The sequence below is a fragment of the Catenibacterium sp. AM22-6LB genome (assembly GCF_003435615.1).
Taxonomy (GTDB): domain Bacteria; phylum Bacillota_I; class Bacilli_A; order Erysipelotrichales; family Coprobacillaceae; genus Catenibacterium; species Catenibacterium mitsuoka_A.
The window spans coordinates 1-18,778 of the sequence record NZ_QTUM01000052.1 but is presented as its reverse complement, the minus strand read 5'-3'; the positions used below and the strand labels follow the sequence as shown (position 1 = coordinate 18,778).

At 33.6% G+C, this 18,778-nt stretch carries 18 protein-coding genes and 1 riboswitch; of the genes, 15 read left to right on the top strand and 3 right to left on the bottom strand.

The features are described 5' to 3' along the window. Positions 1-53: 53 nt before the first annotated feature. The 3 genes from der (at position 54) to DW269_RS10005 (ending at position 2,915) form a co-directional block, all read left to right on the top strand. Positions 54-1,361 (top strand): ribosome biogenesis GTPase Der, encoded by a 1,308-nt coding sequence (gene der, locus DW269_RS10010; protein ID WP_117459621.1) that lies wholly within the window; start codon positions 54-56, stop codon positions 1,359-1,361. 160 nt (positions 1,362-1,521) lie between these two features. Next, positions 1,522-1,854, top strand: coding sequence for a hypothetical protein (locus DW269_RS13040; protein WP_233502491.1), 333 nt, complete (start codon positions 1,522-1,524; stop codon positions 1,852-1,854). A gap of 56 nt (positions 1,855-1,910) precedes the next feature. Beyond that, complete coding sequence (locus DW269_RS10005) at positions 1,911-2,915, top strand: L,D-transpeptidase family protein (RefSeq protein WP_233502490.1); 1,005 nt, start codon at positions 1,911-1,913, stop codon at positions 2,913-2,915. Between the two features lie 131 nt (positions 2,916-3,046). On the opposite strand, the gene ptsP is transcribed toward DW269_RS10005, so the two are convergent. Further along, a complete protein-coding gene (gene ptsP / locus DW269_RS10000) occupies positions 3,047-4,768 on the bottom strand; it encodes a phosphoenolpyruvate--protein phosphotransferase (protein WP_117459620.1) in 1,722 nt (573 codons plus the stop codon). A gap of 366 nt (positions 4,769-5,134) precedes the next feature. Between ptsP and nagB the strand changes: the two genes are divergently transcribed. The 8 genes from nagB to DW269_RS09955 all read left to right on the top strand — a co-directional run bounded on the left by nagB (position 5,135) and on the right by DW269_RS09955 (position 13,020). Further along, the gene (gene nagB, locus DW269_RS09995; protein WP_117459619.1) at positions 5,135-5,866 is read left to right on the top strand and encodes a glucosamine-6-phosphate deaminase; all 732 of its coding nucleotides are present in this window, start codon (positions 5,135-5,137) and stop codon (positions 5,864-5,866) included. Positions 5,867-5,922: 56 nt separating this feature from the next. Continuing rightward, positions 5,923-7,119 (top strand): deoxyguanosinetriphosphate triphosphohydrolase family protein, encoded by a 1,197-nt coding sequence (locus tag DW269_RS09990; protein ID WP_117459618.1) that lies wholly within the window; start codon positions 5,923-5,925, stop codon positions 7,117-7,119. Positions 7,120-7,130: 11 nt separating this feature from the next. Beyond that, positions 7,131-8,069: a homoserine O-succinyltransferase gene (metA, locus tag DW269_RS09985; protein WP_117459617.1), complete on the top strand. Its 939-nt coding sequence runs from the start codon at positions 7,131-7,133 to the stop codon at positions 8,067-8,069. Positions 8,070-8,111: 42 nt separating this feature from the next. Then, positions 8,112-9,131 (top strand): YdcF family protein, encoded by a 1,020-nt coding sequence (locus tag DW269_RS09980; RefSeq protein ID WP_117459616.1) that lies wholly within the window; start codon positions 8,112-8,114, stop codon positions 9,129-9,131. Positions 9,132-9,137: 6 nt separating this feature from the next. After that, positions 9,138-9,623, top strand: a complete 486-nt coding sequence (locus tag DW269_RS09975; protein WP_147322589.1) for a hypothetical protein — start codon at positions 9,138-9,140, stop codon at positions 9,621-9,623. A 70-nt stretch (positions 9,624-9,693) separates the two neighbouring features. Continuing rightward, positions 9,694-10,347, top strand: a complete 654-nt coding sequence (locus tag DW269_RS09970) for a M15 family metallopeptidase (RefSeq protein WP_117459614.1) — start codon at positions 9,694-9,696, stop codon at positions 10,345-10,347. A 47-nt stretch (positions 10,348-10,394) separates the two neighbouring features. Continuing rightward, positions 10,395-11,432, top strand: coding sequence for an NUDIX domain-containing protein (locus DW269_RS12800; RefSeq protein ID WP_199410067.1), 1,038 nt, complete (start codon positions 10,395-10,397; stop codon positions 11,430-11,432). A 118-nt stretch (positions 11,433-11,550) separates the two neighbouring features. Then, positions 11,551-13,020 carry a glycoside hydrolase family 1 protein gene (locus DW269_RS09955; protein ID WP_117459613.1) on the top strand — a complete coding sequence of 490 codons (1,470 nt, stop codon included), beginning with the start codon at positions 11,551-11,553 and terminating at the stop codon, positions 13,018-13,020. A gap of 43 nt (positions 13,021-13,063) precedes the next feature. Here DW269_RS09955 and thiC read toward each other — a convergent pair whose 3' ends face one another. After that, positions 13,064-14,371: a phosphomethylpyrimidine synthase ThiC gene (gene thiC, locus DW269_RS09950; RefSeq protein WP_006504752.1), complete on the bottom strand. Its 1,308-nt coding sequence runs from the start codon at positions 14,369-14,371 to the stop codon at positions 13,064-13,066. A gap of 47 nt (positions 14,372-14,418) precedes the next feature. After that, positions 14,419-14,528: riboswitch (TPP riboswitch) on the bottom strand. Positions 14,529-14,702: 174 nt separating this feature from the next. On the opposite strand from thiC, the gene DW269_RS09945 reads away from it, so the two are divergent. The 4 genes from DW269_RS09945 (at position 14,703) to DW269_RS09930 (ending at position 18,091) form a co-directional block, all read left to right on the top strand. Then, positions 14,703-14,984, top strand: coding sequence for a hypothetical protein (locus DW269_RS09945; RefSeq protein WP_117459612.1), 282 nt, complete (start codon positions 14,703-14,705; stop codon positions 14,982-14,984). 306 nt (positions 14,985-15,290) lie between these two features. Continuing rightward, positions 15,291-16,715 (top strand): 6-phospho-beta-glucosidase, encoded by a 1,425-nt coding sequence (locus DW269_RS09940; RefSeq protein WP_117459611.1) that lies wholly within the window; start codon positions 15,291-15,293, stop codon positions 16,713-16,715. 90 nt (positions 16,716-16,805) lie between these two features. Continuing rightward, positions 16,806-17,534, top strand: coding sequence for an arginase family protein (locus tag DW269_RS09935; protein ID WP_117459610.1), 729 nt, complete (start codon positions 16,806-16,808; stop codon positions 17,532-17,534). Then, positions 17,531-18,091, top strand: a complete 561-nt coding sequence (locus tag DW269_RS09930) for a flavin reductase family protein (RefSeq protein ID WP_117459609.1) — start codon at positions 17,531-17,533, stop codon at positions 18,089-18,091. The genes DW269_RS09935 and DW269_RS09930 overlap by 4 nt, the downstream gene beginning before the upstream one ends. A gap of 22 nt (positions 18,092-18,113) precedes the next feature. On the opposite strand, the gene DW269_RS09925 is transcribed toward DW269_RS09930, so the two are convergent. Continuing rightward, a complete protein-coding gene (locus tag DW269_RS09925; protein ID WP_117459608.1) occupies positions 18,114-18,710 on the bottom strand; it encodes an ECF transporter S component in 597 nt (198 codons plus the stop codon). Positions 18,711-18,778 lie beyond the last annotated feature (68 nt).

The following is an 18,778-nucleotide window of genomic DNA, read 5'->3' as shown; positions in this document are numbered from 1 at the left end:
TTGATTATATATTTGTGTCCGCGCAACGAAGGCGCGGGGAAATGGAGGAAAATATGAAAAAAGGTATTGTTGCGATTGTAGGTCGTGCAAATGTAGGGAAGTCTACATTATTTAACCGTATTATTGGTGAACGTGTTTCTATTGTAGAAGACGTACCAGGTGTTACAAGAGACCGTATTTATGCGAAAGCAAGCTGGCTTACAAAAGAATTTAGAATTATCGATACCGGTGGTATTGAATTAAAGAATGCTGATTTTAGAGAACAGATCAAGACTCAGGCTGAGATTGCGATTGAAGAAGCTGATGTTATTATCTTTGTAGTTAATGGACGTGAAGGTTTAACAAGTGAAGATAATTTTGTTGCAAGAATGCTTCAGAAATCAGGTAAACCTGTACTTTTAGCTGTGAATAAGATTGATGATGTCGCTTTTAGAGACAACATTTATGATTTCTATAGTTTAGGTATTGGTGAACCAATTCCTGTATCAAGTGCTCATGGTATTGGTGTAGGGGATCTTCTTGATGAAGTCATTAGAGTACTTCCAGATGAAGAAGATGAATTTGAAGAAGATGAAATCAAGGTATCTATTATTGGTAGACCAAATGTAGGTAAATCTTCTTTGACTAATGCAATCCTAGGTGAAGACCGTGTTATTGTTTCTAATATTGAAGGAACAACAAGAGATGCCATTGATACAGCATTTGAAAAAGATGGTTATAAGTATAGAATCATCGATACAGCAGGTATGCGTAAAAAGGGTAAAGTCTATGAGAATATTGAAAAATATTCAGTACTACGTGCTTTAAAGGCTGTAGAACAGAGTGATGTCATTCTTTGTGTTGTCGATGGTGAAAGAGGTATTATTGAACAGGATAAGCATGTAGCTGGTTATGCACATGAATTAGGTAAATCTGTTGTTTTAGTTGTTAATAAGTGGGATGCTGTCACTAAAGATGAAAAGACAATGGCTAAGATGGAAAAGACTTTAAGAGAACAGTTCAAGTATCTTGACTATGCACGTATTGCCTTTGTTAGTGCTTTAAAGAAACAGCGTATTAATACATTATTTGATTTAATTGTAGAAGCTTATATGAATGCTCATAAACGTGTGACTACAAGTGTATTAAATGATGTTATTGTAGATGCTCAGGCAATGAACCCTACAACTACATTTGAAGGTGGAAGACTTAAGATTTATTATGCCAACCAGGTTGCAGTACAGCCACCAACATTTGTATTATTTGTAAATGATCCTAAGTTCATGCATTTCTCATATAAGCGTTATCTAGAAAACTGCTTAAGAGATCGTTTTGGATTTGAAGGAACTCCAATCCATATTATTTGTAGAAAAAGAGACTAAACTGACCATAAAAGGTCAGTTTTTTTGCGCTTGTTTATCTCTGATAAGCTTCTATAAAGTAATAAACATATCCTAACCTCATTGATAAATATTATAAATAATCTTTAAAATATTAACTAAAAATTAATGGGTTAATTGTGGTTTAAGGGGTGATTATTTAATGATTAAGTTAAAAAAGAAAAGTATTATAGCCATTATGTGTATCATTGCAGTGGTTCTTTTAGGTGGTATAGGTATCTATACTTTTATAAGAGTTCCTAAGTTTGTCTTAAAGGATAATAAAATGCTTAAATTAGAATATGGTAAGAAGTTTCCTTATGATGCAATGGAATTATTAGATACTAAAGACATGGATATAAAAGATCAAAAGAAATTAGTAAAGGAATTAAAGGTTAAATCTAATTTTAAATATGAAGAAGGCAAGAATTATTTTGCGATTGGTGATTATAAGATTACAATGACCTTTAATAAGAAAAACTTATTAAAAAGGTAAAGGTTGTTGATACAACTGCACCAGAAGTCAATACTGATTATGCAAGTATTGATATTGTGAAAGGAACAGATTTAAGTAAATTTGATTTTAATGCGCTTGGTTTATTTAATGCTTCAGATTTATCACCTGTAGAACTAAGTTATGATTTTAGTGCGATTGATGCAAATAAAGAAGGGACTTATACATTAAAGGTGAATGTGAAGGATAGTTCAGGTAATACAACTACAAAAGAATTACCGGTAAATATCACTCTTGTAGCTAATTCAAATCAAGAACTTGTGACTGAGACAATCACTAATGAAGAAGGTAAAAAGATCATTCGTAATACCTTAAAAGACAAAGAAGTGCCTCAAGAGAAGGCAAAAGCAGAGACAAAAACCGAAACACATTCTAATAATGTTTCTCAAGCTAAAAAACAGGTTTCTTCTTCAAATAAACCTTCTGTATCATCTCAATCACCATCTGTAAGTCAAAGCTTTGTCGCTAATATGTCTATATCAAAACATACAACTCAAGCTATTACTGTAATGGGAAATGGTGGCAGTTCTGCAACTTTGACAGTACATACGAAACACAATGGTGTTTGGACTGAAACACTTAGCTGCAGTGCGAGAGTAGGTAGCAGAGGAATTACAGGAAGTAAACGTGAAGGCGATAAAAAGACACCAGGAGGTGTTTATAGCTTTGGACATGCCTTTGGTATAGCAGGTAATCCCGGTATTTCTAGAAGCTATATTCAAGTCAACAACAACCATTATTGGGTGGATGACAGCAATAGCTCTTACTACAATAAATTAGTCGACGCTAGCCAGACAGGTATTCAATGGAGCAGTGCTGAACACTTAGTAGATTATCAAGAAGCTTATAGATATGCTATTGCGATTAACTATAATACATCTTGTACTCCGGGAGCTGGTAGTGGTATTTTCTTACATTGTTCTACTGGCAGGGCAACAAATTGCTGTATCAGTGTCTCTCAAGGGGATATGATTCGTATATTAAAAATGCTTCAAGTAGATGCATTGATTGGTATATATCAGAACAAAAACAGCTTATATTAGTTTTTATATGGTATAGGAAAATTAAAATATTTAACTAATATCACAATACTTGCCACCTCTATAAAGAGGTGGTTTTTTGTATGCACAAAAAAAGAGATGAACAAATGTTCATCTCTCAAGTATTGTGTTTTTTATCCTTCAATACCAGTTTTAGCTTTAACTAATTCAACAACTTCTTCCATTGTAGAAAGTTCAGTAGTTGCCTTTTCAGCTACCTTCTTAGATTCTTCATAAGATAATTCTCTGATACGTTTTCTCTGAGCAAGAATTGAAGTTGCAGACATTGAGAATTCGTCAAGTCCTAAACCAAGTAGTAATGGTGCAGCAAGAGCTTCGCCTGCCATTTCACCACACATACCAGTCCATTTACCTTCTCTATGAGAAGCATCAATTGTGTTCTTAACTAATCTTAAGATTGATGGGTTGAATGGCTGATATAAGTAGTTGATTGTAGATGACATACGGTCAGCAGCGAAAGTGTACTGGATTAAGTCGTTTGTACCGATTGAGAAGAAATCTACAACCTTAGCGAACTGATCAGCAAGAACAGCAGCAGCTGGGATTTCAATCATGATACCAACTTCGATTGAATCAGAAACTTTAACACCTTCAGCAACTAACTTAGCTTTTTCATCTAATAAGATTCCCTTAGCCTTCTTGAATTCTTCAACAGTTGCAATCATAGGGAACATGATCTTAAGATCACCATAAACTGAAGCACGAAGTAATGCTCTTAACTGAGTTCTGAATACTTCTTCTCTCTGGAAGCAAAGACGAATAGCACGAACACCTAAGAATGGGTTCATTTCTTCAGGAACTGGAAGAGCCTTTAACTTCTTATCTCCACCGATATCCATTGTTCTAACAACAACTGGACCATTTACATTTTCAAGTACTGTCTTATAAGCTTCATACTGTGAATCTTCTGTTGGAAGTTCATCTGATTCCATATATAAGAATTCAGTTCTGAATAAACCAACACCTTCAGCACCATTCTGCTTAATAGCTTCGATATCATTTGGAGAACCGATGTTAGCTACTAATAATACCTTATGACCATCAGTAGATACTGATTCAGCAGTCTTTAATGTCTTAAGTTCTGCTTTGTAGTCTTCGAATTCTTTTCTCTTAGCTTCATAAGTTGAAACTGTTTCTTCATCAGGGTTAACAAATACATCACCTGTTAAACCATCAAGAACTACCATATCACCATCATTGACAGTTTCAGTAATAACGTTAGTTGCTACAACTGCTGGGATTTCCATAGATCTAGCTAGGATAGCAGAGTGAGAAGTTCTACCACCGATATCAGTGATGAAACCACGAACTAAGTTTTTATTTAACTGAGCTGTATCAGAAGGAGTTAAATCGTGAGCGATGATTACAACTTCTTCATCAATTAAAGCAGGGTTAGGTAAAGACTTACCTAATAAGTTAGCTTTTAAACGAGTAGTTACGTCTCTAACGTCAGCTGCTCTTTCTTTGAAATATGCATCATCCATAGATGAGAACATAGTAATGAATAAATTAGCTACATCTTCTAATGCTGCTGGAGCACATAACTTTTCATCATTGATCTTAGCTTCAACCTGTGACTGAAGTTCTGGATCTTCAAGAATCTGAGCATGAGCATCAAATACTGCTGCTTCTTCTTCAGATAAGTTTTTAGTAGCTGCTTCCTTAATTGCAGCGATTTCAAGTTTAACTGCTGCAACGCTCTTGTTATATAAAGCAATTTCAGCTTCTGTGTCTTCAACTGTAGTACGTGTTACAGTTAAATCTGGCATATCTAATTTATATGCTTTAGCAATGGCATAACCACTAGATGCCGCAATACCTTTTACATTTGTCATTTTTGACCTACCTCCATATACTCCATATTTTACAATAAAAGGGGTACAAAATAAAGAAAAGAAGTTCTTTCACATATATTTTTTTGACAAATTTACACAATTTTGAGGGTACAAATTAATTTAAATCTTTCTATATATACCTATAAATGTTGAAAGAAGCCAATTAGGTTCATTTTTTCACTTTTTCAATAGAGAAAAATAGATGTATTCTAGTTGCCAGACCACTCTTTGACTACTGTTTCGCCATCAGATAATTTATACCAATATATTTTTAAATAAACAAAGAAAATTTCATATTATGAAAATATTGCTTTACAAATAGGAACAACAAGTATAATATAGAAGTGTAAACAGGAGGATAATAATATGAAAGTTATTGTTACTAAAGATTATGAAGAAGCAAGTCAGAAAGCAGCAGAAATCATGCTTGACGTTATCAAAAATAAACCAAACGCAAACATTGGCCTAGCTACTGGTTCTACACCAATCCGTCTTTATGAATTAATGAGAGAAGATCATAAAGCTAACGGAACAAGCTACAAAGATATCAAATCATTCAACCTTGATGAATATTATGGTTTAGCACAGGATCATCCACAGAGCTATTACTATTTCATGTGCCACCAGTTATTCAATGAATTAGATATCGATAAGAATAATATTAATGTTCCTAAGGGTAAGGGATCTATCGAAGAAGTATGTGATGAATACAATGCATTATTAGCTGAAAATCCAAGAGATATCCAGTTATTAGGGATAGGTTCTAATGGACATGTTGGTTTCAATGAACCAGGTACATCATTTGATTCAGTGACTCACTATATTGCACTTAAACAGAGCACAATCGAAGACAACGCTAAATTATTCTTCAATGGTGATTTAAGCGCTGTTCCTACTCATGCAATCACTATGGGTATTTCTAATATCATGGAAGCTAAGAAGGTATTATTAATTGCGACTGGTGAAAGAAAAGCTGAAGCAGTTAAAGGCTTAGTTGAAGGACCAGTAACAGAAGATTTACCAGCCTCTATTCTTCAGAAACATGAAGATGCAATCATCATCGTTGATGAAGCAGCTGCATCATTATTATCTAAATAATCTCTTAAGGCGCTTAGGCGCCTTTTTTTATGCTATAATTTTTTTGAGGTGATTTCATGAAGGCAATGAATAAAGACAATCCTAAATACAATGACTGTATAGAAAGAGCATCACAGTTATATGAAAGAAAAGGTGATTTTAGAACACCTTTTATGAGAGATTATAATCGTATTATATTTACTACAGCCTATAGACGTTTAAAACATAAGACACAGGTCTTCTTTGCACCTGATAATGATCATATATGTACACGTGCAGAGCATGTGAATTTAGTAGAATCTATCAGTTATACAATCGCCTATCAACTAGGACTGAATACTGAACTTACACGTGCTATTAGTGCAGGACATGATTTAGGACATGCCCCTTTTGGTCATGGTGGAGAAAAGATTCTTTCTTCTTTGTCTATAAAACATGCTTTAGAACCGTTCTGGCATGAAAAGAATAGCCTTCACTTAATAGATGATTTATGTTTATTAGAGGACGATCAACATATTGAACATAATCTTGATCTGACCTATGCAGTAAGAGATGGCGTTATTGCTCATTGTGGTGAAGTGAATCAAAGAAGAATTAAACCTAGAGATGAAAAAATCGATTTAAAAGACTTTAAATCACCAGGACTTTACCAGCCTTATACTCTAGAAGGGTGTGTCGTAAAAATCAGTGATAAGATTGCTTATCTAGCAAGAGATATAGAGGATGCATGGAACTTACATATACTTAATGAAGAAGATATGAAAAGCTTAATAGAAGAAATTAATACAGTTGTTCCAGGTTTATTTAAAGCAATCAATAATGGAACAGTGGTCAATTACTTTATTCAAGATGTGATTCATAATAGTACCGAAGACTATATTGGTTTGTCTAATGAAGCTTTTGAAATCATGAAGATATTTATGAAGTTTAATTATCAAAAGATTTATGAAATAAAGAAGGTTAAGATTCATACGCAATATGTACAATTGATTCTAGAGAGTCTCTTTTCTTTCTTATATGAGTATGGACATCATGACAATTTTGTTTTAGACTTAAAAAAAGATGCAGAACGTTATCCACTCATTATTAATCATTATCTTAAATGGTTAACACGCTATAGTACTTTACTTCATGATGAACGTTATCAAAATCATATAGTCTATGACTTTGAGAATGATTCACTTGCTTTAGAAAAGAGTATTATTGATTATTTATCAGGGATGACAGATCATTTTATAATTGATGCATTTGATGAATTGCTTGCATATAGATAGGGGGAGTTTTTATGCCAATTAATATTCCAGATGATTTACCAGCATATAAGGTCTTAACTGATGAAAACATCTTTGTGATGAACCAGACACGTGCGACTACACAGCGTATTAGACCTTTAAAAATTTTAATTGTGAATATCATGCCTTTAAAGATTACAACAGAAACACAATTATTAAGATTATTATCTAATACACCATTACAGCTTGAAGTAGAACTTATTCATATGTCTACACATGATTCTAAGAATGTTCCTAAGGAACATTTACTGACTTTCTATAAGACATTTAAAGATATTAAAGAGAATTCTTATGATGGTATGATTATTACAGGTGCTCCTGTAGAACAGATGCCTTTTGAAGAAGTAGACTATTGGAATGAACTATGTGAAATCCTTGAATGGGCCAAGACACATGTCTTTAGTTCTTTCTTTATCTGCTGGGCTTCACAGGCTGCTTTACATTATTATTATGATATTGATAAGTACTTATTGAAGCATAAATTAACTGGTGTATATCGTCATCATACTAATCAAAGAAAGATGAGAAGAAAGATTTTAAGAGGTTTTGATTATCAGTTCTATGCACCACATTCACGTTATACAACTGTTTTAAAGGAAGATGTTGCAAGTAATTCTAACTTAGATATACTTGCTGAAAGTGATGATGCAGGTGTCTATTTGGTGGCTTCTAAGGATGGTTCTCAGTTCTTTGTGACAGGACATCCTGAATATGATCCAGACACATTAGATAAAGAATATAAGCGTGACAAAGAGAAACCAGATGTTATTGCAGAACTACCTAAAAACTATTATCTTGATGATGATCCATCTCAGGAAATACAAGTAAAATGGCGTTCACATGCCTATCTCTTATTCTCTAACTGGTTGAACTATTATGTTTACCAGGAAACACCATATGATCTAAGTGATCTTCATGAACGTAAGAAATAAGCCATCTAGTTAGATGGCTTTTATCATAGGGGGGGTGAGTGTATGATATTCATACCATTAATTATATTATTGATCTTATATTTCATGTATTGCATGCTTATGCGTTATGAATCACGTACCTTGTGGAGTGGTGTGGGGTTCTTTGGTCTTTCTATGATGACTATTATTACAGCTTTCTTCTATGCGTTCTACTATTCTGAAACATTAACTCATTATCCACTTATTATGGATATAGGGGTTCTATTAGCCGCTGCTGCAGTACTTGTTATCCTATTTTTTCCACTTGCAACTATTATTATGTTCTTTGTAGAAGGGATTAAAGTCATTAAACATGAAGGATTGAAATTGACTAATCTTCTTTCTTTAATCTTTGCGATAGGATTATTTATTTTCCTATTTGTAGGACCGATATTTGTAAAATCATCTAATAAAATCATGACATCTCTTTATGCTGTTATTTCGTTTGCGGTATTCTATCTCTTATCCGTTCTTGCAAGCTATTGCCTTTCTGCTTTCCTAAATACGTTCCACTTATTCAAAAAAAGGAAATTGGATTATATAATAGTATTAGGAGCAGGAATTAAAGGAGAACAGGTGCCTCCATTACTCGCAAGTAGAATTGATCAAGGAATAGAAATCTTAAAAAAGAATCCAAAAGCCTTACTCATCATGTCTGGAGGACAAGGCAAGGGAGAAGATATTCCTGAAGGAGAAGCCATGGCACGCTATGCCATCAATAAAGGAATTGATGAGAGTAAGATAATCATTGAAAACAAATCTACGAATACAAAAGAAAACCTCTTATTCTCATCAAAACTTATGATTAAAGAATCTCCACGAGTTGGACTTGTTACTACGTCCTATCATGTTTTTAGAGCCTTGATACTTGCGAAAGATTTAGGAATTAGATGCATTGGTTTTGGTTCAGTTACAAAATGGTATTTCACATTAAATGCTTTGATTAGAGAATTCATAGGCTATTTAAGCATGACATGGAAGAAGCATGTAATTGTGATTATTCTCTACAGTATATTTATTGTTATTCTTTCAATTGTGAGGTAAATGATTATGGGTGCATTAAGTGTATTTTTTCTAATGGGTATATTGTCAACTTTATTTCTTATATTTGTATCTCTCTTCATAGGTATACTTTGTACTTATGTAGTAGGTTATCTTTTTGAAGGATTCCTTGTCTCTTCATTATTAGATACTAAAACCTATCGTGGCTGGATTCCATTCTATAATAAATATTTATTAGGAAATATCACAGGAGATCATGTTCTTGGTATTATATCCTCTCTCTGTGCATTTCCTGTATTAATTATTGGATATGTCTTATTTGCGATGGATGAATTAAACTATCTTTTATTTGTTGTGTTTCTAGTAATATTAATTATTGGGTTTATTGTTGATCATATTATTGCTTATCACTTCTTATCTAAAAGATGTAAATATGCATCATGGCTTATTGTATTAAGTGTTTTCTCATGTGGATTCCTTCGTCCTATTATATTATTTATTACCAAAGATTATATTCATGTAAGTAAATCTTAATATTTTTGTAAGGAATTTGAGATGTTTCTTTTCAACATTTCACGATATAACTATTGTGAGGTGAAAAGAAATGCGATTATTCAAGAAATGTCTTTTAGTTCTAGGAATTCTATTACTCATATTATCGGGATATATTATATTTCGTTCAGATACTTTTATAGAAGATGCTTCTACAAATCATGGCTGGAATCTTATGCTTGTGAATCATACAAATAGAATACCAGATAACTATAAAGTGATTCTTACAAAGCTAGATAATGGGAAAGAAGTTGATTCACGTATTGTGCCTGAATTATCACAAATGTTTAGAACTGCAAGAAAAGATGATATTTATATGCAGGTGAATGAAGGATATCGATCATCTTATTCACAACAGAAGATCTTAGATAATCGTACGAATTATTATAAGAGTAAAGGGTTATGTACGCTTCTTGCAAGAAGATATGCATTAAATTATGTATCAGTCCCAGGTACAAGCGAACATCAATTAGGGCTTGCAGTGGATATAGTAGGGGATAACCGTTATACAACCAATCAGTCTGCTTATAGATGGTTAGAAAGAAATGCTTATAAATATGGTTTTGTGAAACGTTATCCTAAGAGTAAAACATCTATAACACATATTAAGCATGAACCATGGCATTATCGTTATGTAGGTAAGAAAGCTGCCTTGAAGATGCATCAGAAAAATCTATGTTTAGAAGAGTATGTAGAGAGCCTGTAATAGACTCTCTTTTCTTTATGTTATAAAATAATATCTGGAGGTATTTTATGAATTATATCAAATTACTTGTTGAAGACATTCATTCTGTCACAATGGCAACTATTAATAGTGAGGGTAGACCTATCACTCGAATCATCGACTTAATGTTGTATGATGAAGAAGGTATTTACTTCTTAACTGCAAGAGGTAAGAGTTTCTATAAGGAACTCATGAACCAAGAGTATATTTCCTTGACAGGACTTAAAGGAAAAGTATCTTTTAGTTTAAGTGGTAAGGTTAAGAATATTGGGTCTCATAAACTTGATGAGATCTTCCTAAAGAATACTTATATGCAGTCTATCTATCCAGAAGATACAAGAAAGGCATTGGATGTCTTTTGTTTATATGAAGCATCTGGTGAATATTTTGATATCAGTGATCCAGCACATATAAAAAGAGAACCTATTACTATTAACAGTAAGGAACATGGTACTTATTATACTATTACTGATCGTTGTATTCATTGTGGCAAATGTGAGACTATTTGTCCTCAACGTTGTATTCATAATGAAGTAATAGATGTCTCACAATGTTTACACTGTGGGGCCTGTTTAGAGATATGCCCAGTACAGGCAATTGAGTTTAAAGGTGTAAAAAAACGTCGTAAAGAAGATGTCTGCTTGATGAATATGTGTATGATTGAAGATGATAAAGGACATGTCTTAGTTCAGAATAAAGTCAATGATTCTTATACTGGTATTACTTTCCCTGGTGGTCATGTAGAAAAAGAAGAAATATTCAAAGATGCTATGATTAGAGAAGTGAATGAAGAAACAGGTCTTACAATTAAGAATCCTTATTTATGTGGTTTATATCATTGGTATAAGCATTCTATTCATAATATTATTCTAGTCTATAAGGCGAGTGAGTATGAAGGAGTTCTTCATTCAAGTGATGAAGGAGAGGTTTATTGGATTGATAAAGAGGATTTTCTTAAACAGCCACTTGCCACAGGGATGGAATATGTCTGGGATATTGTTCATAAGCAACATCAAGAATGTATTATGTCTAATATGGGAGAACATAAAAGAGGGGATTTATTCTAAATAATAACTTTTGATAATTTTCATATGGTGTAAATCGCTTTCATTTGGTGAAAATAAATTATAATGATTTTTATTATGTATATAATACATACAGAAAAGATGAACGGAGGTAAAGAAAATGAGTTTTCCAAAAGGATTTTTATGGGGTGGCGCAGTTGCTGCCAATCAGTGTGAAGGTGCTTATTTAGAAGATGGTAAAGGTTTATCAGTACCAGATATGTTACTTGGTGGAGATGTAAATACTCCAAGAACATTCTTACCAAAGACTGATAAGACTGCTTTCTATCCAAGCCATGAAGCAATTGATTTCTATCATCATTATGCTGAAGATATTGCTTTATTTGCAGAAATGGGATGGAATGTATTCAGATTATCAATCAACTGGGGTAGAATTTTCCCTAATGGTGATGATGAAACACCTAATGAAGAAGGTTTAGCTTTCTATGACAAGGTATTTGACGAATGTAAGAAACACAATATTGAACCTTTAGTTACATTATGTCATTATGAAATTCCTTGGAACATTGTGACTAAATACAATGGGTTCTCTGATAGAAGAGTGATTGATATGTTCGTTAAGTATGCAACTACTTGTATGAAACGTTATAAGGATAAGGTTAAATACTGGTTAACATTCAACGAAATCAATATCGCATGTATGGGTGAAGGTGGATTAGGTGACCTTTATGGTTTAGGTATCATGGACCCAGAAGATGTTAACTCTGATGAACGTATTCCGTTAAACAAATTAAAATCTAACCCTCAGAAGACATTTGAAGCATTACATAATCAGTTTGTTGCAAGTGCATTAGTTGTAACAGAAGGTCATAAAATCAATCCTGATTTCATGATCGGTAATATGATTGCTCATACAACTTTATATCCATTAACACCAAATCCAAAAGATATTCTTGCAGCATTTAATGAAGATAACTTCAAGAATAACTTCTGTGGTGATGTACAGGTTCGTGGTGAATATCCAACATATATGTTCAGATATTTCAAGGATCATGGCATTGATACTTCATTTATTACTGAAGAAGATAAGAAGATTATTAAGGAAGGTGTTATTGACTTCTATACATTCTCTTACTATATGTCTAACTGTGTAACAGTTGATGAAAACGCTGAAAAGACAAATGGTAACCTTGCAACAGGTGCTAAGAACCCTTACTTAAAGGCTTCTGACTGGGGATGGCAGATTGACCCTGATGGATTAAGATATACATTAAATATCCTACATGACCGTTATCCTCATACACCATTAATGGTTGTAGAAAATGGTTTTGGTGCATTCGATAAGGTAGAAGAAGATGGTTCTGTACACGATACTTATAGAATTGATTACTTCAGAGATCATATTAAAGCAATGGATGAAGCTATCGAAGACGGTGTACCACTAATCGGTTATACAACTTGGGGACCAATCGACTTAGTATCTGCAGGTACTGGACAGTATGCGAAACGTTATGGTTTCATCTATGTAGATAGACATGATGATGGAACTGGGGACTTCTCTAGAAGCAAGAAAGATTCATTCTTCTGGTATAAGAAAGTCTGCGAATCTAACGGTGCTGATTTAGACTAATACAAAAAGACGTAACTCATATATATGAGTTACGCTTTTTTTCTTATTCATCAAAAATATTTACAATTTCACCATCAAGAATACGATTCATATTCTTAACAGCACAGAAGTTACCACACATAGAACATGTATCTTCTTTTTCAGGTGCTGCTTCAGCACGATAACGTCTTGCTTTTTCTGGATCAATTGAGTATTTAAATGTTTCTTCCCAGTCCAGCTTCTTTCTTGCACATGCCATCTTATTATCTAATTCCATGGCACCAGGAATACCCTTCGCTATGTCTGCTGCATGTGCGGCAATCTTAGATGCAATAATACCTTCTTTAACATCATCTAGATTAGGCAGACGAAGATGTTCGGCAGGAGTCACATAACATAAGAATGATGCACCATAAGTGGCTGCAATAGCACCACCGATGGCAGCAGTAATATGATCATAACCAGGGGCAATATCAGTAACTAAAGGGCCTAATACGTAGAAAGGTGCACCTTTACAGATTGTCTTCTGGATTTCCATATTAGCAGCAATCTGATTTAAAGGCATATGACCAGGACCTTCAATCATCACCTGTACATCTTTATCCCATGCACGCTGTGTTAATTCTCCTAAAGTCACTAACTCACCAATCTGAGCCACATCAGTTGCATCAGCCAAACATCCAGCACGACATGCATCACCTAAACTCATAGTAATATCATATTCACGGCAGATATCTAAGACTTCATCATAATGTTCATAGAATGGATTTTCTTCTCCAGTCATAGCCATCCAGGCAAACATAATAGAACCACCACGAGAAACAATATTCATTAAACGCTTATTATTCTTAAAACGTTCATACATAGCTCTATTGATTCCACAATGAATAGTCATGAAATCCACACCATCTTCAGCATGCATTCTTACAATATCTAACCATTCTTTTGCAGTAATATCTTTTAAAGCCTTATGATAATAAACAACAGCATCATAAATAGGGACTGTACCAATAATGGCAGGACATTCTTTAGTTAATCTCTTTCTAAAAGTACGTGTATCACCATAAGAACTTAAGTCCATGATTGATTCAGCGCCCATTTTTACTGCATTATTCACTTTTTCAATTTCTACATCCATGTCTTTACAGTCTCTAGAAATACCTAGGTTCACATTGATCTTAGTCTTCAACATTGAACCAATACCACTTGGATCAATAGAAGTATGATTCTTATTACATGGAATAATAGCATGTCCTTTCGCGATGTGTTCACGTAATACTTCTACATCCATAGATTCTTTTGCGGCTACAATTTCCATTTCAGGTGTAATAATACCCTGTCTTGCAGCATCCATTTGTGTTGTGTAACTCATACACTTCCTCCTTTTAAATAATAAAAAAAGGTATACCTGAGCATGTATACCTAAAAAAACAAAATTCCTACGCCGGCATTATCCGTATCAGGTTATATGGGTCGAAATCCGATCGTATTTCTTCTCAGCCGTCGCGTCAGCTCCCCTTTTTTTATTTGGTTGATAGTGGTATATTACATCTTATATAAATAAAATGCAACGCTTTCATTAAAAAAATGTTACAAAATTATTGTGAAATTTTGAACAAATAATGTAACAATGAAAACATTGTTATAATTTTAAATTGCGGTAAAATATATTCAAAGAAAAGTAGTTGTATAGGAGTAAAAAAATGTATAGATTATCAAAAGATGATGTCAAATTATTGAATAACTTATTATTGTTGAAAGATTTGAATCCGGAAGATGGTTATTCAAAAGAGAATGTGATCGAATATGTTAAAGCTGATAGAGAGTTAAATGAAGCAGAACTCAATCAGATTCGCAATTATGTGTTGGATAAGAATCTTGAATATGGGTTTAAGGAAAATGATGAACCGAATGAATTAGGGTATGCAACTGAAGAATTAGGCGATAAATTATTTTATATTATGGAAGATGAAAGTGATAAATAAATGCTCATACTTTCTTTTTTGTCGTATTTATGTGATGTGTATATCATTGACGAAATCGCCAACTGTATTAGGGATATCATCAGCTCTATGAATCTTGTTAATAGGTTTATAGAGTTTTTTTGTTAGAAGTATTTCATGTTATCTTATGACATCCTGTCAACAAAATATCACTTATTTATTGGATTGATGAACTGATAATGTAAAGATGAAACATTTTTACGAAAGTTTGATCTCTATTTCTGAAAATTATAGAAATCACTTTCATTTCTATTTATAATTATTAGAAAGAGAAAAGGAGATAAGACAATGTTTAGAGACGACTTTTTATGGGGTGGCGCAGTGGCTGCTCATCAGTGTGAAGGTGCCTGGCAGGAAGGCGGAAAAGGAATCAGCTGTACAGATGTAGAAACAGCGGGAGACAACGTAACAGGAGCACCTAGACGTTTAACAGATGGTGTTCTTCCTGGAGAAGATTATCCAAACCATGTAGGTGTAGACTTCTATCATCATTATAAGGAAGATATCGCATTACTTGCTGAAATGGGATTCAAGGCATTTAGAACTTCTATTGCCTGGACAAGAATCTTCCCAAGAGGGGATGAAGAAACACCTAATGAAGAAGGTTTAAAGTTCTATGATGATGTATTTGATGAATTATTAAAATATGGTATTGAACCAGTCATCACATTATCACATTTTGAATTACCTTGGGCACTCGCAAAAGAATATGGAGGATTTAGAAATCGTAAAGCCATTGATATGTTTGTGAAGTTCGCAAAGGTATGTTTTGAAAGATATCAGCATAAAGTAAAATACTGGATGACATTCAATGAAATCAATAACCAGGCTGATCCGACTCAGCATAACTTAATCCAGGAAGGTGCTGTATTATTAAAAGAAGGTGATGATGCTGAATATTTAATGTATTTATCAGCTCATCATGAATTAGTCGCTTCAGCACTTGCAGTTAAGGCAGCTCATGAAATCAATCCTGACTTAAAGGTTGGTTGTATGATTGGTATGAATGGTGTTTATCCAGCTTCTCCTAAACCAGAAGATATGATGAATGCCTTAGGTGCTATGCATCAGAAATATTGGTTTACTGATGTGCATGCAAGAGGACATTATCCAAACTATATCTTAAAGAAGTTTGAAAGAAAAGGATATGATTTCATTACTGAAGAGGATAAGAAAATCTTAAGTGAAGGTAAAGTAGATTACATTGGATTCTCTTATTACATGTCATTTGCAACTAAGTATCAAGGACGTAATGAAAAGACATTTGATTACTGTAGTGAAGACTTTGTAAGAAATGAATACTTAAAGGCTTCTGACTGGGGATGGCAGATTGACCCATTAGGATTACGCTGGTGCTTAAACTGGTTCTATGATCGTTACGAACTTCCAATGATGATTGTAGAAAACGGCTTTGGTGCTTATGATAAGAAAGAAGAAGATGGTACTGTAGATGACCAGTATCGTATTGATTACTTAAAGGCACATATTGAAGCAATGAGAGATGCAGTCACTTATGATGGTGTTGATCTTTTAGGTTATACTATGTGGTCTCCATTTGATATCGTATCTGCTTCTACTGGTGAATATGATAAACGTTATGGTTTCATCTATGTTAACTATAATAATAACCATGAAGGGGACTTTTCTAGAAGTAAGAAGAAATCATTTTACTGGTATAAACACGTTATTGAAACAAACGGTGAAGAATTATAATACTCAAGAGATAGTTGCGGCTATCTCTTTTTTAGCAGTCGGATTTGACAAGTGCTAAATAAAGGCTATAATTATCAACGGGTGATAAAGATGCGTAACTATGTATTTGATTTTACTCATTCCTATAAAGGGGATTATCCACAGTTAACTTATTATGATTGTAGTGACATTGAAGGAACACGCTTATTCTGTGATCAACATGCAGAAAAACAATTAAAAGAGATGATAAGCAAGAATGGTATTTCTGGTATTCATTTTATTGATTCAGGCGATTATCATTACATCACTAAATTGATGACTGATTTTATTCATGAACCTTTTAATCTTGTTTTGATTGATCATCATACAGACATGCAATCTTCTATTGTAGGAGATATGCTTAGCTGTGGAAACTGGGCTAAAAAAGCTTTACAAAATCCTTTCCTTCATCGTTTATACTTAATAGGACCAAGCAAACATGATTTAAAATCAGTGGAACGGAATAAAGTATTAAGTTTCAGCATAGAAGAACTAGAACAAGGTGCTACTATTCCTCTTGAAACGAAATATCCTGTTTATATTTCTATAGATAAGGATGTCTTAGATGAAAGATATGCCATGACGAACTGGAATCAAGGAGATATGTCACTAGGTATGTTAGAGGATGTATTAGCGCACTTCCTAAAAAACTGTGAAGTAATTGGTATTGATATATGTGGCGACGATCCAGATATCGATGATTATCCTACCTATATAAAAGCTGAAAGAATCAATAATCTTTCCGATGATGCACTTTATCAAACTGCTATGAAGATATTAAAAAGGAGGAAAAAGAAATGAGAAAAGATTTTGGTGCACGTGCACTTACTTATCCACAGCCTGTCTATATGATTGGGAGTTTTGATAAGGATGATCATCCTGATTTAATGAACGCAGCATGGGGTGGCATTAGCGATACAATGGAAATTTCATTGAGTCTTTCTAGTGGACATAAAACAGTACAGAATATCTTGAAAACACAGGCTTTTACTGTCAGTATTGCAGATGAAGATCATGTAGTAGAATGTGATTATGTGGGTGTTGTATCAGGGCATAAGGAACCCAATAAACTAGAAAAAGCAGGTTTTACTTATACGCCATCTAGTAAAGTACATGCACCTATTATCAATGAATTACCTATATGTCTAGAATGTCGTCTCAAGGACTATGATTTAGATACAGAAATCATGAAGGGTGAAATTGTCAATGTATCTGTAGATGAACGTGTCTTAGATGAAACAGGAAGAGTAGATGTATCTAAAGTAAAACCTATCACATTTGATCCCTTTAATAATCAATATGTAGGTTTAGGCAAGATTGTTGGGCGTGCTTTTAAAGATGGTTTTAAACTAAAATAAGGACTCAGAGGAGTCCTTTTAATTAGTCTTTTTTAACTGTATGTAGTTTATCTAATAAACCATTCTTTTTAAATGTAGGTTCTAAAGCTAAATAAAGTGCTGAAGAAATTACAATCGCAATTACTGCATTAGTGATAGTAGTCACTGCATTCCAAGATGCAAGTGCTAAAGCAGCTCGAGAAGGTGCACCAAGTAATACTGAAGTATAGAAATAAGAAAATAGTGGTTCAGCAATCACATTAAATAATAAACCTGCAAATGTAGAAGCGACTACACCAATCACTAACTGCTTACCTTCTAATTTTTGAATCTTGAATATTCTATGTGCAACTAGACCTGTAATAACCCCAATACCAAACTTTAAGATAAATGTCTTTGGTGCAACTACTACATAAGTAGGATCAAGTAAATCACCAATACCCATACCAACTGCGCCTGCAACTCCACCAGGAACACCACCTAATAATAAAGCAGCCAATACACAGAATGTATTTCCTAAATGGAATGAAGTAGTTCCTCCTGGTGTTGGAATCTTGATCTGTAGGAATGTGAAGGCGATATAAGCTAAAGCCGCCATCAATCCTGTTACTGCAATTTTTAATGTTTTATTTTCTTTCATATAAAACTCCCCCTCGTATAATATGTACGTAATCAGTTAATGAATTCTATCGATTCATTATTGATTGT